The sequence below is a fragment of the Bacillus sp. PK6-025 genome (assembly GCF_056530265.1).
Genome location: NZ_CP096509.1, coordinates 3,285,221 through 3,299,323 on the forward strand (window position 1 = coordinate 3,285,221; position 14,103 = coordinate 3,299,323).

At 47.1% G+C, this 14,103-nt stretch carries 10 protein-coding genes; 2 read left to right on the forward strand and 8 right to left on the reverse strand.

Annotated features, from left to right (window positions below):
- Positions 1 to 8: 8 nt before the first annotated feature.
- The 3 genes from menH to M1D67_RS16805 are packed head-to-tail and all read right to left on the reverse strand — an operon-like array spanning position 9 to position 3,981.
- Positions 9 to 830, reverse strand: a complete 822-nt coding sequence (menH, locus tag M1D67_RS16795) for a 2-succinyl-6-hydroxy-2,4-cyclohexadiene-1-carboxylate synthase (protein WP_025810960.1) — start codon at positions 828 to 830, stop codon at positions 9 to 11.
- Positions 818 to 2,560 (reverse strand): 2-succinyl-5-enolpyruvyl-6-hydroxy-3-cyclohexene-1-carboxylic-acid synthase, encoded by a 1,743-nt coding sequence (gene menD, locus M1D67_RS16800; RefSeq protein WP_023855812.1) that lies wholly within the window; start codon positions 2,558 to 2,560, stop codon positions 818 to 820. The genes menH and menD overlap by 13 nt, the downstream gene beginning before the upstream one ends.
- Complete coding sequence (locus tag M1D67_RS16805; protein ID WP_023855811.1) at positions 2,557 to 3,981, reverse strand: isochorismate synthase; 1,425 nt, start codon at positions 3,979 to 3,981, stop codon at positions 2,557 to 2,559. Before M1D67_RS16805 ends, menD begins: the two co-directional genes overlap by 4 nt.
- Positions 3,982 to 4,249: 268 nt before the next feature.
- Here M1D67_RS16805 and M1D67_RS16810 point away from each other — a divergent pair, with 268 nt between their 5' ends.
- Positions 4,250 to 5,182 carry a 1,4-dihydroxy-2-naphthoate polyprenyltransferase gene (locus M1D67_RS16810; protein ID WP_020452697.1) on the forward strand — a complete coding sequence of 311 codons (933 nt, stop codon included), beginning with the start codon at positions 4,250 to 4,252 and terminating at the stop codon, positions 5,180 to 5,182.
- 107 nt (positions 5,183 to 5,289) lie between these two features.
- Positions 5,290 to 6,042: a TraR/DksA C4-type zinc finger protein gene (locus M1D67_RS16815; RefSeq protein WP_023855810.1), complete on the forward strand. Its 753-nt coding sequence runs from the start codon at positions 5,290 to 5,292 to the stop codon at positions 6,040 to 6,042.
- A 27-nt stretch (positions 6,043 to 6,069) separates the two neighbouring features.
- On the opposite strand, the gene M1D67_RS16820 is transcribed toward M1D67_RS16815, so the two are convergent.
- From M1D67_RS16820 to glgB, 5 genes are read right to left on the reverse strand one after another with little or no spacing between them, the layout of a single operon-like run.
- Entirely contained in the window at positions 6,070 to 8,475 is a 2,406-nt protein-coding gene (locus M1D67_RS16820) for a glycogen/starch/alpha-glucan phosphorylase (RefSeq protein ID WP_479831400.1), read from the reverse strand.
- Positions 8,436 to 9,917 (reverse strand): glycogen synthase GlgA, encoded by a 1,482-nt coding sequence (gene glgA / locus M1D67_RS16825; protein WP_479831401.1) that lies wholly within the window; start codon positions 9,915 to 9,917, stop codon positions 8,436 to 8,438. Before glgA ends, M1D67_RS16820 begins: the two co-directional genes overlap by 40 nt.
- On the reverse strand, positions 9,914 to 10,942 hold the full coding sequence (locus M1D67_RS16830) for a GlgC family sugar phosphate nucleotidyltransferase (RefSeq protein ID WP_479831402.1): 1,029 nt from the start codon (positions 10,940 to 10,942) through the stop codon (positions 9,914 to 9,916). The genes glgA and M1D67_RS16830 overlap by 4 nt, the downstream gene beginning before the upstream one ends.
- Before the next feature lie 26 nt (positions 10,943 to 10,968).
- Positions 10,969 to 12,108, reverse strand: coding sequence for a glucose-1-phosphate adenylyltransferase (locus M1D67_RS16835; RefSeq protein ID WP_216919712.1), 1,140 nt, complete (start codon positions 12,106 to 12,108; stop codon positions 10,969 to 10,971).
- Entirely contained in the window at positions 12,105 to 13,985 is a 1,881-nt protein-coding gene (gene glgB / locus M1D67_RS16840) for a 1,4-alpha-glucan branching enzyme (RefSeq protein WP_145930100.1), read from the reverse strand. Before glgB ends, M1D67_RS16835 begins: the two co-directional genes overlap by 4 nt.
- Positions 13,986 to 14,103: the final 118 nt, after the last annotated feature.

Here is a 14,103-nt window from a genome sequence, read left to right on the forward strand (position 1 = left end):
TGTACCTCCTATTTTAAAATAAATTCACTTACTATTTTACCAAAAAAATCGGGCTCTTCCACATGAACCGCATGACCGGTATGTTCAACAATCTCGAGGCGGGCGGTTGGAATTCGCTTTGCCATGCTTTCATTGATCGCGATAAATTTCCGATCCAGGCTCCCCGCAATGAGAAGCACCGGATCATCGATTCCGCTCAATCTGTTCCACCAGGACGGCTGGGATCCGGTTCCCATTCCGATTAAGCTGCCTCGAAGCCCGACCGGATTGTTGTTCAGACGTTCTTCACGCACTTTTTTTCTTTTCGAAGGGTCCATTGACAGCTGAGATGCAAACAGCGGAATGCCTTCCCAATAATCTACGAAAGACTCGATTCCTTCTTCAAGTATCCGTCTGCTGAGCCGGCTGTCCTGCTCCCTGCGCATTTTTCTTTCTTCCGGCGAATCAAGCCCTGGAGAACTGCTTTCCAGCACAAGACCGGACACACGCTCCGGATGAATCATCGCCACTGATAAGGCAAGCCGGCCGCCCATTGAATAACCGATGAGGTAAGCCTGTTTCACATTTAACTGATCAAAAATCTCGATCAGATCGGCTGCCTGCTTCTCTGTTGTGTAGCGGCTGCTGTCTGCCGGCGAGTCTGTTCCGCCGTGTCCGAGCAGGTTCAGCTTGATCAGACGCAGCCCCTGAAAATAGCCGTCTATCCCGTCCCATGTTGCCGCACTTCCTGTAAAGCCATGCAAAAACACCGCCGTTTTTTCCGCAGACAGGCCATTGTCTTCTATTTTATAGGAAACGCCGTCTTTCAGTGTTAATTTCAAAACGGCCACTCTTTTCTTATTTCATACATTGCGGAATCAAGCATTCGGCGATGCTGCTCTACACGATCATCGCGCTTCGTTTTCACCTCAATGATATCCAAGCCGCGGCGGTTGACGGAGGACAAATACGCATCGGCAAAATGAGCGGATGACTCAGGGCATACATAGCGTCCCCCATACAGCTTGGCGGCATGCTCGAATTCGAGCCCCGTCGGCGTTCCGAACAAGAGCTCGAAGTACCTTTCTTCAGCAGATTGGGGAAGAAATGAGAAAATGCCGCCGCCGTCATTGTTGACGAGAACGACAGTCAGCGGAATGTCGAGCGTTTTGCTGACAAGAAGGCCGTTTAAATCGTGATAAAAAGACAGATCGCCAATGACAAGAGTTACCGGTTCTTTCGTTGCGGCATATATGCCCAGCGCAGTCGAGACAACGCCGTCAATCCCGTTTGCCCCTCTATTGGCGAAAATCCGAAATGATCGCTCCTGATTTTCAAAAAATGTATCCGCATCGCGGATCGGCATGCTGTTACCGACAAACAGGGAACTGTTTTCCGGAATCAAATGCTGCAGGTTCCGGTAGATATTTCCTTCAAAGGTAAGATCCTCAGCTTCAAGATTTCTTAAAAGAGCTCGGAAGCGGCTGTTGGCAAACCGCCATTTCTCCAGCCAGCTGTCTGATCTTTTTTCTGAATGGACAGCGGAAGCCACAGCAGCCGCAATCTCTTCTTCCGCGCAATGCAGCATATGTGCACTGAGCTGAGTCGGATCGCGCCACCCTCCATCTGGGTCAACAACGATTTGCCTGATGCTCGGATTTTGCTTTAGCAGCTGAAAAAGCGGCTTTGAAACCGGCATCGCGCCGAAGCGGATGACTAGCTCAGGCATGAGCTCCCGTTTCAGCTGTTCTTCTTTCAATAATGAATCGTATCCATCGATGATGGTTTCTTTTGAATGGCTGCCGTTTCTCAAGTTTGAAAGCGGGTCAGCCAAAATCGGATATCCCGCTGCCTGAGAGAGAGATACAATATGTGCTTTGGCGTTATCATCTTGCAGCTCTCCGCAGACGATCATGCCTTTTTCCGTCTCTTTGATCAGAGCGCTCAGCGCTTCAAGCTGATGCCGGTCAGCACGAAAGCGGCCGCTTTCAACCGCCACATGACTGCCGTTTCTCAACCTTTGAAACGGGTCATCCTCAAGGTTCGGCATGAGCGGCTCTCTCAGCGGAAAGTTGATATGCACGGGTCCGCGCGGCGCTTTTTTGGCTTCTCCGGCTGCGCGTGCTGCCAAAGAACGGATGTACGCCAGCATTTCGGGATGACTGTCAGGCAAAGCCGAGTCTGTGAAAAACTTAACAAAGTTTCCGAATAAGAATTGCTGATCAATCGCCTGAGGTGCTCCTACTTCTCTCAGTTCATGCGGCCGATCAGCCGTTAAGATGATAAGCGGTATTCTTGAATAATGAGCTTCGATCACAGCCGGGTAGAAATTCGCCGCAGCTGTTCCGGATGTACAGATCAATGCGACAGGCTTCCGCATAGCTTTTGCCATGCCCATTGCAAAAAACGCAGCGGATCTTTCATCCACATGAATATGAACATTGATGTCCGGATGACTCGCGGCCAAAATCGCAAGGGGCGTCGATCTTGATCCCGGGCAGATAACCGCTTCTGTCACGCCTGCAAGAGAAAGCTCATCAATAAAATTCCCTATATATTTTGTAATTGGATTTTCAGTCAACGGATATCGCCTCCAAGTGCAGACAGCATCGGCTTCATCTTAATTTGCGTTTCTTCGTATTCCATATGAGGATCGGAATCAGCCACAACCCCGCAGCCGGCAAAAATTCTGGCCTCTTTTGAATCGATAAGTCCTGACCTGATCGCCACCGCAAATTCCCCATTGCCGGACATGTCGATCCAGCCCGCCGGTGCCGCATACCAGCCCCTTGACATCGGCTCCAACACTCTGATGACCTCAATCGCTTTTTGCTGAGGCGCTCCTCCAAGTGCAGGAGTTGGATGAAGCTTCTCGATTAAATCAAAAAGCGAGGACTCCGCATTCATTTTGCCGACAATCGGCGTATACAAATGCTGCACATTTTTTGTTTTGTATAGTCCCGGCTTGGCCGGCTTTTTGATATTGCTGCAATTTGACAATAGCGCCTGATGAATCATATTGACGACAATGTCGTGTTCGATAAGGTTTTTTTCATCGTTTAACAGCTCAAGACCGAGCATCCGGTCCTCCTGCTCACTTTCGCCTCTCTTGATTGAACCGGCAAGGCAGGTCGACAGCACGTTGTCTCCGTCTTTTTTGACCAGTCGTTCAGGTGACGCGCCGACAAAACTTTTGCCGTTTTCTTCAATAGCGAATATATAGCTCGTTTTTTGTTCAGACATCAGATTGAATAATACTCTGTGAAGTTCGACTGGCTGGTCGAACGTTAAAAGGATCTCTCTGGCGAGCACAACTTTATCGTACTTCCCGTTTTTAATGTCGTCAGTCGCCCGCCGGACCGCTTCAAGCCATTCAGGAACATCAAGCTCCTCCTTGGCGGTAAATCGCGCATGACCGTTTTCGGGATAACGGGAAGCGTCCGCCTTGATCAGCTGTGAAGCAGCGCCCTTTATTTCTTCAAGTACTTTGCGCACATCCTCTTCAGGAGCCTTCCATCTATTGACCGTAATGAACGTTTCCTCTCCGTCCTGTGTCAGCATAGCGGTAGGAATAAAAAAAGCGCCTTCCTGGTAGCCGTTCCAATGCTGCTTGCGATCTTCCAGCGGATCAAATGAAAAACCGCCAAACAGCAATGGCCCCACCGCTGCCTGACTCGTGCATTGATCTTCGTGGAAGTGAAAGGTTTTCTCTTTTAAGCGCTCCCATTTTTCATGTACAGCCTGATAACGTCCGGCATCCTTCAGGTCTGTGGAAACCGAAATTTCCTTTCCCAATCCGACAAGCGTCAGTCCGCCGTCGGGATCAGACCAGAAGAACCGTTTCCCGGCAAATTGTTCTTCCCCATTTATGAAAAAGGAAAGAGCATCTATGCTCTCAATTTTTCTGGAATAACTTATTAAAACAGCATGGTTGACTTTTTTGACGATGTTTAATGCTTCAGGCGCTTCCCTTAGGAAAGTGCGCTGCACTGTTGTCACCATGATACATTCCTCCAAAATCCGTAAAATGCTTTTATAACCATACACCTGTGAACGGTATGTGTCAACAAAACGACACTTTATTAACAACTGCCCTTACCTATTATAAACGTAATCGGCCGATTGAAAAAGACAAGGTCATTTAATATTTTTGAATTGCTGGACGGCCGCTTTTTTTCTAACAATATCACCCATTATATTGACACCTTTTTTAACTTTTTCTAAACTTAGTATGGACGTGTACGTATTAAAACTAAAGGAGTCATACTATATGCAGCATCAATCACTTTCAGGGAGTGTTTCTGAAATAAAGCCGGAAAAATGGCGCGTATGGTGGATGTTAACAAGACCCCATACACTGACAGCAGCCTTTGTCCCTGTAACGCTCGGGACCGTAATGTCCCTTGAATCGGGAAAAATTGATATCTGGCTGTTTTTAGCTATGCTGGCCGCATCAATATTAATTCAAATCGGAACGAACTTATTCAATGAGTATTTTGATTTTGTACGAGGACTTGATAATGAAAACTCGGTCGGCATCGGCGGTGCTATCGTCCGCTATGGAATGAAGCCAAAGACGGTATTATACCTGGCATACGGACTGTTTGGAGCAGCCGTTTTACTCGGCCTGTACATCTGCGCTTCTTCAAGCTGGTGGCTTGCGTTGATCGGATTGGTATGCATGGCCGTCGGCTATCTTTATACGGGCGGACCGTTTCCAATCTCCTATACGCCGTTCGGTGAAATTATGTCGGGCGTTTTTATGGGAATGGTCATCATTCTGATTTCATATTATATTCAGACTGGCGGGTTGACTTGGAACGTCTTTCTGATCTCCCTTCCGATTACGATTTTAGTCGGAGGCATCAATCTTTCCAATAATATCCGCGATATGGTCGGAGATAAAGAAAACGGAAGGAAGACGCTGCCGATTTTGGCTGGAAGAAAAAATGCCGTGCAGATTTTGAGCTGGGTTTTTGCTGTTTCCTATATATTGATCGGTATATACATCGGCTTTGAGATCGTTTCTCTGTGGAGCTGCATTGTTCTATTAAGCCTGCCGAAGCCGATTAAAGCCATCCAGGAGTTCAAGGAAAAAGAAAAACCGGCGGATCTGATGGTCGCCATGAAATCAACGGCGCAGACGAACACCTTTTTCGGCCTTTTGCTCGCCATTGCCCTGCTCATTCAGTATATTTTTTAAAAAAGGAGCCTTTATGGCTCTTTTTTTTGCTTTTATTTACAAGAAAGTTCTGTTTGAATTCGTTCATACTAAAAACGCGAGCACTTTAAAGAAACGAGGCGATGCATGTGCTAACAAAAGAACAGTTGACAAAACTCGAAAATGAACTGAAAGCCGGGAAAGAACAGATCGTCAGCCGCTTTAAAGAAAACGGACATTTTGGCATCGATGTGACGCATCCGTTCAACTCGACGGGCGATCTTTCGGCTTATGACAACCATCCAGGAGATGAAGGTACAGAACTGTACGAACGCGAAAAAGATCTTGCTCTTTTTGAACATGAAAGAGAGCATTTGCACGATATCGAACATGCTCTGGCTTTGATCGAAAAAGGAACATACGGCCGCTGTGAGGTATGCGGAAAGGATATCCCGTATGAAAGGCTGTCCGTACTGCCAACCGCAACGACATGCAGCGAACATTCGTCAACCGTCTCCGTTTCAAAAGACCGTCCGATTGAAGAAGAAGTGCTGAATCCCCCGTTCGGACATTTTGAAAAAGACGAAGACGACGAAAACGTCGCATACGATTCAGAAGACGCTTACCAGGACGTCGAACGCTACGGCAATTCTGAAACACCTCAGGATCTGGCCGTTCCGCCGCTTTCATACAGCCAGATGTACATGGAATATGAAGAGCCGCTCGGATACGTCGAAGATTACGAAAACTATGCCGCAACAGACATTACCGGAAAAGAAGTAACCGTCTACCCGACGAAAGAACACGAAAAATATGAAGACCTTCTTGATGAAGAAGGCATCATGACCTCTTTCGGTGATCTCCCGGCTTATGAAAAGGATCCTTATACTGAAGAAGACTAAGCCCCGCGGGTCAGGGGCTTAGCGTTTTTAAATTCGGCGGTGATACGGCTCAATTTCCCAAATGTCTTCCGCATACTCCCTGATCGTGCGGTCACTTGAAAAATATCCGGCATGCGCGATGTTTGTGACGGCTTTTTCGGCCCAAAGACGCTTATTCAAGTAGTCTTTTTGAATCCGTTCCTGCGCTTCAATATAAGAAGCAAAATCTTTTAAAACAAAGTATTCATCATTATAAGCGATCAGCGAGTCATAAATCGGCTCAAATTCGCCGGCTTCCCCTTCGAAAAAACCATTGATCAGCTGATCGGCCGTTTGTCTGATCCTTGCATCATGCTGATAGTATTCCCTTGACAGATAGCCGCCTTTTTCAGTGTAGTTCAGCACTTCATCCGCCTTTAAACCGAACGTGTAAATACACTCTGGCCCCACCCTCTCAAGCATTTCAATATTGGCGCCGTCATGCGTGCCGATCGTCAAAGCCCCATTGATCATGAACTTCATGTTTCCTGTACCGGAGGCTTCTTTGCTTGCCGCAGATATTTGCTCGCTGACATCTGACGCCGGAAAGATACGCTCGGCGATTGATACCCGGTAATTTTCCAGAAAGATGACATTGATCGATTGTCTGACATCCGGATCATGATTAATTTTATCTGCGACTGAATGGATCAGCTTAATGACCTTTTTGGCATAATGATAAGTCGGCGATGCTTTTGCCCCGAAAATAAATGTTTGCGGATAAATGGCAAAGCCTTTGTCTTCCTTCAGCCTGTTGTACAAGTACATGATATGGAGCACATTTAAAAGCTGGCGCTTATAAGCGTGGAGACGCTTGACTTGAACATCGAAGATGCTGTCAGGATTAATGGCGAATCCGATGCTGCCTTTCATCATGTCTGCCAAAAGCTGCTTTCGTTCCCTTTTGATGCGCTGAAATGCTTCAAGAAACGCGGAATCGTGCACAAACGGACGAAGATCCAAGAGGCTTTCCGGTTCTTTCAGCCACCTGTCTCCTATCGCTTCAGTTATCAAGTTCGCCAGCGGCGGATTTGCCTTTAACAGCCACCTTCTATGTGAGATGCCATTCGTTTTATTATTGAATTTAAAAGGGAATACAGAATAAAAGTCGTTCATTTCCCGCTCTTTTAATATGGTTGAATGAATGTTGGCTACGCCGTTAACACTGTAGCTTCCGACGATCGCCAGATGGGCCATTTTCACTTCGCCGTGGGCGATGACGGCTAGCTTTTCGATCCTTCCCCATTCACCCGGGTATTTTTCCCACAGCCAGCCGCAAAACCGCTCATTGATCTCCTCAATGATCATAAAAATTCTCGGCAGAAGCGGTTGAATTAAATCGATCCTCCATTTTTCCAGCGCTTCGGCAAGCGTCGTATGATTCGTATATGAAATCGTATGTACGGTAACATGCCACGCTTCATCCCACGTCATTTTTTCTTCATCAAGCAAAATTCTCATCAATTCCGGCACAGCCAGAGCGGGGTGGGTGTCATTGATATGGATCGCAACTTTTTGATGAAAATCATGGAGTGACGGGTGATTTTTCTTATAGCATTTCACAATGCTTTGCAGGCTTGCCGATACTAAAAAATATTGCTGTTTCAAACGGAGAATCTTGCCTTCGTCATGCGTGTCATCCGGATACAGGCATTCAGATACAGCTTCTGTCTCGCGCTTATACTTCAAAATATTCGGTTCCTGATGGAGCGAGCAAGGCTCCGCATTCCACAGCCGGAGGGTATTGACCGTCTCGATCTCATAGCCGATGATCGGAATGTCGTAAGGCACGGCTGTCATCACTTCCGCTTCTTCCTGCCAAAAGCGGAGGCGCCCTCCTTCCTGCGCCATCTTGACCCGCCCGCCGAAACGAACACAAACAGCCTGATCGGCGTTGCGGATTTCCCAGACGTACCCATGTTTGAGCCATTGTTCAGGCAGTTCAACTTGATGACCGTCAACGATTTTTTGTTCGAAAAAGCCATGCTTGTAGCGAATCCCCATCCCATGCCCGGGAAGGTCGAGCGAAGCCAGTGAATCCAAAAAGCACGCCGCGAGCCTGCCCAATCCGCCATTGCCAAGGCCTGCATCCATTTCAGTCTCTTCGATGTCTTCAAGACAAATGCCAAGCTCGGAAAGACCTTCTTGGACAACTTCACGGACGCCGAGGTTGAGCAGGTTTTGGCCGAGCAGTCTGCCCAGAAGAAATTCAATCGATAAATAATAGGTCTGTTTATTTTGGTTGGAGCGGCTCCTTTCATTGGTCCTGATCCAGTTTGCGCTGATATGTTCCCTGACCATGATGCCGAGCGTCTGATACTGGTCAAGCGTAGAAGAGTCCCGAAAGCTTTTTCCGCACAACCGTTCAAGACGCTTCAAAAAGCATTGTTTAAAGCTTTCTTTACACGAGAACATGGCGCTTCCCCCTTTATCTCCCGGCTGTATAACTGCTGATACTGACGGGCTGACAAAGCCCAGCTGACATCATGTGTCATGGCTTTTTGAACGATGCTGCCCCATTCTTCTTTCCGGTGATATATAGACAGTGCTCTTTTAATCGTATACTTCATATCATGGGCGTTAAAATGGGCGAACGTAAAACCGTTGCCTTCACCGTTTGTTTCCTGGTAAGCGGTCACTGTATCGTGAAGCCCGCCTGTTTCCCTGACAACCGGAACCGCTCCGTATCTAAGGGCAATCAGCTGCCCAAGACCGCACGGCTCGAATTTTGAAGGCATCAGGAAAAGATCGCTGCCGGCATAAATCTTGTGGCTGAGCGGTTCATGAAAACCGATATACGCCTTGCACCGCTCCGGAAAAGCCTGCTCCATATAGCGAAAATAATTTTCATATTCCGCTTCTCCGGTTCCTAAAACGAGCAGCTGCATGTCTTCTTCTTGAAACAGTTCGTGCAATACCCGCTTGATCAAATCGATGCCTTTTTGCTTCGTCAGCCTTGTCACCATGCTGATGAGCGGAATGTCTTCATTCACCGGCAGACCGAATGTCTTCTGGATCACAGCTTTATTTTTCCGTTTTCCGTCACGGTTGACGGCATCGTAATGATAATCGATGTGAGGATCATTTAAAGGGTCGTACAGCTCATCATCAATCCCGTTTAAAATGCCGGTCAGCACATCCTTCTTGTCTGCCAGCACCCCTTCAAGCCGCTCGCCGTAGTATGGAGTCAAAATTTCATTGCTGTACGTCGGACTGACCGTTGTCACCCGGTCAGCGGCAATAATGCCGCCTTTCATATAATTGATGTGTCCATAAAACTCGAGCTTTTCCGTTGTGAAGTGGGAAATGTCAAGGCCGAGCAAGTCATGGACCGCTTCCTTCGGAAAAATCCCCTGAAATTGAAGGTTATGAATGGTGAATACGCTTTTCATGCGCTGATAGAACGGTTTTTTTTGATATTCCTCTTTTAATAAATAATTGATCATCCCTGCGTGCCAATCATGGGTATGGATGACATCAGCATCAAAATTCAGCGCGTATAATGCTTCCAAAACGGCCCGCGAGAAAAAAGCAAACCGTTCTCCATCATCATAATGGCCGTAGAGGGAATCCCGGTTAAAATAATACTCATGATCTAGAAAATAATAAGAAATTCCGTCATGTTCAAGGTGTTCAATGCCGCAAAACTGCCTGCGCCACCCGACGCGAACTTCGCATTCAGCCGTTTTAACCATCCTTCTTCTGAAATCTTCCGCAATCAAGCTGTATTTCGGCATCATGACAGCCGTTTCTATTCCTAAAAGGGCGAGTTCTTTCGGGAGCGCACCTGCGACATCGGCGAGCCCGCCTGATTTAACAAACGGCACACATTCAGAGACAGCGAATAAGACTTTCAAGAGTTCATCAGCGCTCCTTGTACGGCTCCTTTTTTTATGATGAAAGGGAGGCTCATAGTGCCGGACATTTCGATATGATGGCCGACTTTGACATCCTTGTCGCAGATGACGTGCTCCAGTCGGCAGTTTTCTCCAATCCTTGTTTTTTGCATAATCACGCTGTTTTTAATGGTCGTTCCTTTTCCTACGTAAACTCCTCTGAACAAGACCGAATTTTCAACCTCGCCTTCGATGACGCAGCCGTTAGCGATAATCGATTGCTTTACCCTGCTGTTTTTAGCGTATTTTACTGGCGGATCGTTTTTTATTTTTGTGTAGACAGGCTGGCTCATATGAAAGACTTGCTCCCGAAACACAGGCTGGATGAGGTTCAAACTATGAAAAAGGTAGCTTTCAGGAGAGTCGATCACGGCGGTATACCCCGAATGCTCATAGCTGTTGACGGATAGCGAACCACGCTCTTTCCGGCAGACTTCCTCAAAAGATTGCGCTCCTCCGGCGCAATGCCCTTCAACCATCTCCCTCAACAGACTTTTTTTCGTGACATACAAACCTAAAGGTTTTCCTTCTTGACAAACTTCAGTCAGATCACACCCAGATTCAAGGTGCTGGTTGAGCACTTCTTGAAAAGGAATGTGACAGACCGTATAGCTGTTTGCCACAGCAGCATATGGCTGAGTACTTCTTTGAAAATAATCGAGATGCTCGGCAAATTGCCGAAACGAACCAAGCCCGACATGCTCATCATGGGGAATCGAAGACGGAAGAAAGAAAAGACCGTCCCTTTTCCTGTTTAAATCCCACTCTTTTCCCGATCCTAAATGATCCATCAAGGAACGGTACGGAGACTTGGAAAATACAGCGACACTCCGAATGCCTGCATGAACCATGCCTGACAACGCAAAATCGATCAGCCGGTACCTTCCTGCAAACGGAACGGCTCCGATCGAACGTCCGGCCGTTAAATCCTGAAGAGAGTGCTGGTTGACAGCTGCATCAATAATCCCCAGCATTTGTTTATTCATTGGCACCATCCGCCTCTCCGTGTTGTTTAAACAACCTTATGTTTTTTGACATATTCCTCTGTGATCAGCAGGATTTCGCCATCTTCCGCCTTCGCGTGAAATCCGTCCGGAATTCGTATTCCTGCCGATACAATAGCATTTTCGATCTCAACATGCTCTCCAATTGAAACGTCATGCATCACGACTGAACGTTTGATCGCGGAATGTCTGCCGATTGCAACGCGTTGAAAGATAACCGAACGGGTGACAGCCCCATATACGGCGCACCCTTCGCTAATGAGCGATTCTTTGATGTCCGCCTGCTCGGCAACAAACTGCGGCGGTAGGTTCGGAGCGACGGAATAAATCCGCCAGTTCCGTTCGAACAGGTCAAGTGGAGGATGATCTCCAAGCAGATCCATATTAGCTTCCCATAAACTTCTGACCGTACCGACATCCTTCCAGTACCCTTTAAACGGATAAGCGTTCAGCTTCTTTTTTTCCTCGAGAAGAGCCGGTATGATATCTTTACCGAAATCGTGGCTTGAGCCGGATTTTTTTTCATCGCGTTCAAGCGCCTCTTCAAGCACGCTCCATTTGAAAACGTAGACACCCATCGATGCCAAGTTGCTCTTCGGGTACTTCGGCTTTTCCTCGAAGCTTGTAATCTCCATCTTGTCATTCGTATGAAGAATACCGAAACGGCCGGCTTCTGCCCAGCTCACTTCGATGACGGCAATGGTGGCGTCAGCCTGTTTCTCCACGTGGTATTCGAGCATTTTTCCGTAATCCATTTTGTAGATATGATCTCCTGATAGGATGAGTACATGTTCAGGCTGAAGCTCTTTTAAAAAATGGCGGTTTTCATAAATCGCGCTTGCCGTTCCTTTGTACCACTTCACTTCTGACGCTTCTGCATAAGGGGACAAAATGGAGACCCCGCCGTCATTGCGGTCAAGATCCCATGGCTCGCCGATGCCGATATATGAGTTTAATAAAAGCGGTTGGTATTGAGTCAGCACACCGACATGATGAATTCCCGAGTTGGCGCAGTTGCTGAGGGCAAAATCGATGATTCTGTACTTGCCGCCAAATGGAACGGCCGGTTTTGCGAGGTTTTTCGTTAAGGCATTCAGCCTGCTTCCCTTGCCGCCAGCCAAAAGCATAGCCACACATTGTTCTTTCATCCCTTTTTCGCTCCTCTCTTTTTGACTGCTCTGAAAACCGCAGCTCCCAGCGGAGGGACTGTCATGCTGATGCTGTATGGTTTGCCGTGCAGAACGCCTGCTTTTGCTTGAAGGCGTTTCGGGTTGATTTGGTGTGAACCTCCGTATTTTACATCATCGCTGTTAAGCACTTCGATATATTCGGTTTGAAAAGGGACGCCGACCTGATATTCGTGATAAACGGAAGGCGTAAAATTGCAGACGATAATCAACGCTTCACCGGGCTGTTTTCCATAGCGGATAAACGATACAATCGACTGTTCCGCATTGTTGACGTCAATCCACTCGAATCCTTGCTGCCGATGATCATTTTCATACAGAATACGGCTTTTTTTGTAGAGGTGAAGAGCCTCCTTTGTAAACATCCGGGCCTTGCAGTGCATGTCAAAATCGTCCAAGAACCAATCGAGCTCTTCTTCGTCTTTCCATTCATCAAATTGAGCAAACTCACCGCCCATAAAGAGAAGTTTTTTTCCCGGGTGCAGCGTAAAATAACTGATCAGCAGGCGGTACTGGGCGAATTTCTGCCAGTAATCGCCGGGCATCTTATGAAGCAGAGACTTTTTGCCGTATACCACTTCATCATGGGAGAACGGCAGGATGTAATTTTCTGAGTAGGCATACATTAAGGAGAATGAAACAAGATGATGCAGGTGTTTTCTTTGTTCTGGGGAAGCTTCCATATAGGTTAATACATCGTTCATCCAACCCATATTCCACTTATAATTAAACCCGAGACCGCCTGCATAGGTCGGATGCGTCACAAGCGGCCAGTCTGTGGAGTCCTCAGCAATCATTAAAAAGTGGGGATCTTTTGCAAAAACCTGTTCATTTAAAGTTTGAATAAATTCGACGGCAAAGCCGTTCGCTTCAGGCTGAGGACGGTTTGGCCAATACAGGAGGTTTGCAACTGCATCGACTCGAAATCCATCTATATGATACATCTCGATCCAATACAACGCATTCGAGATTAAAAAACTGCGAACTTCTCGTTTTCCGAGGTCAAAATTGGCGGTCCCCCATTCCCAATTTTCCCTGTCATGCTCATGTGAATATTCATACAGCGGCATACCGTCAAACAAATACAAGCCGTGGTCATCTTTGCAGAAATGGCCGGGAACCCAATCCATAATAACGCCGATCTCATGCTGATGGCACTGATCGATAAAATACATCAAGTCATGCGGTTCGCCATATCTGCTCGTCGGACTGTAGTACCCCGTTGTCTGATAGCCCCATGAACGGTCAAACGGGTGCTCTGTCAACGGCATCAGCTCGATATGTGTGAATCCGTGTTCTTTAACGTAAGGAATGACTGTTTCGCTCAGTTCCCGGTATGTGAAAAAACGCCCATCCGCTTTCTTTTTCCACGAACCGACATGAAGCTCGTAGATGGAAATCGGTTTTTCATATACGTTTTTTTGTTTCTTTTTCTTTTGCCACTTTCGGTCGCCCCATGGGTATCCGGCCAATTGATAAGTGATCGATGCCGTTTTCGGCCTGACTTCAGAAAAAAAAGCATAGGGATCGGCCTTCAATTTTGTTTCATTTGCGGCTGTGATCATTTCATATTTATACAGCTCCCCTTCTCCTATGCCGGGGATAAACAGTTCCCATATGCCTTCCTGATGACGCTCCATTTGATGCCGGGCACCGGACCAGCCGTTAAACGTTCCGGCGATTCGAACTTCCTTCGCATGAGGGGCCCAAACACAGAAGCGAAAACCTTGGCGGCCGTCCTGTTCCATTTGATGAGCGCCGAAAAATCTGTAGCATTCATAAAGCCGACCGTCATGAAAGAGATGCGCTTTAATATCCGAGGCACTCACACCAGCCATTGATTTCATCCTTTCTGCCACTATATTTAAAGATTACTCTTTTATTCGCATAATATGGCTTGATCCCTTTCATGAAAGCGCTTCTTTTTATTGACAAAGTTCAACAATATCCTTTTTG

Coding starts and splice junctions, on each gene's coding strand:
- M1D67_RS16805 (WP_023855811.1), bottom strand. CDS start 3,981: ATGGTGACAACAGTGCAGCGCACTTTCCTAAGGGAAGCGCCTGAAGCA.
- M1D67_RS16810 (WP_020452697.1), top strand. CDS start 4,250: ATGCAGCATCAATCACTTTCAGGGAGTGTTTCTGAAATAAAGCCGGAA.
- M1D67_RS16820 (WP_479831400.1), bottom strand. CDS start 8,475: ATGTTCTCGTGTAAAGAAAGCTTTAAACAATGCTTTTTGAAGCGTCTT.
- M1D67_RS16830 (WP_479831402.1), bottom strand. CDS start 10,942: ATGAATAAACAAATGCTGGGGATTATTGATGCAGCTGTCAACCAGCAC.
- M1D67_RS16835 (WP_216919712.1), bottom strand. CDS start 12,108: ATGAAAGAACAATGTGTGGCTATGCTTTTGGCTGGCGGCAAGGGAAGC.
- glgB (WP_145930100.1), bottom strand. CDS start 13,985: ATGGCTGGTGTGAGTGCCTCGGATATTAAAGCGCATCTCTTTCATGAC.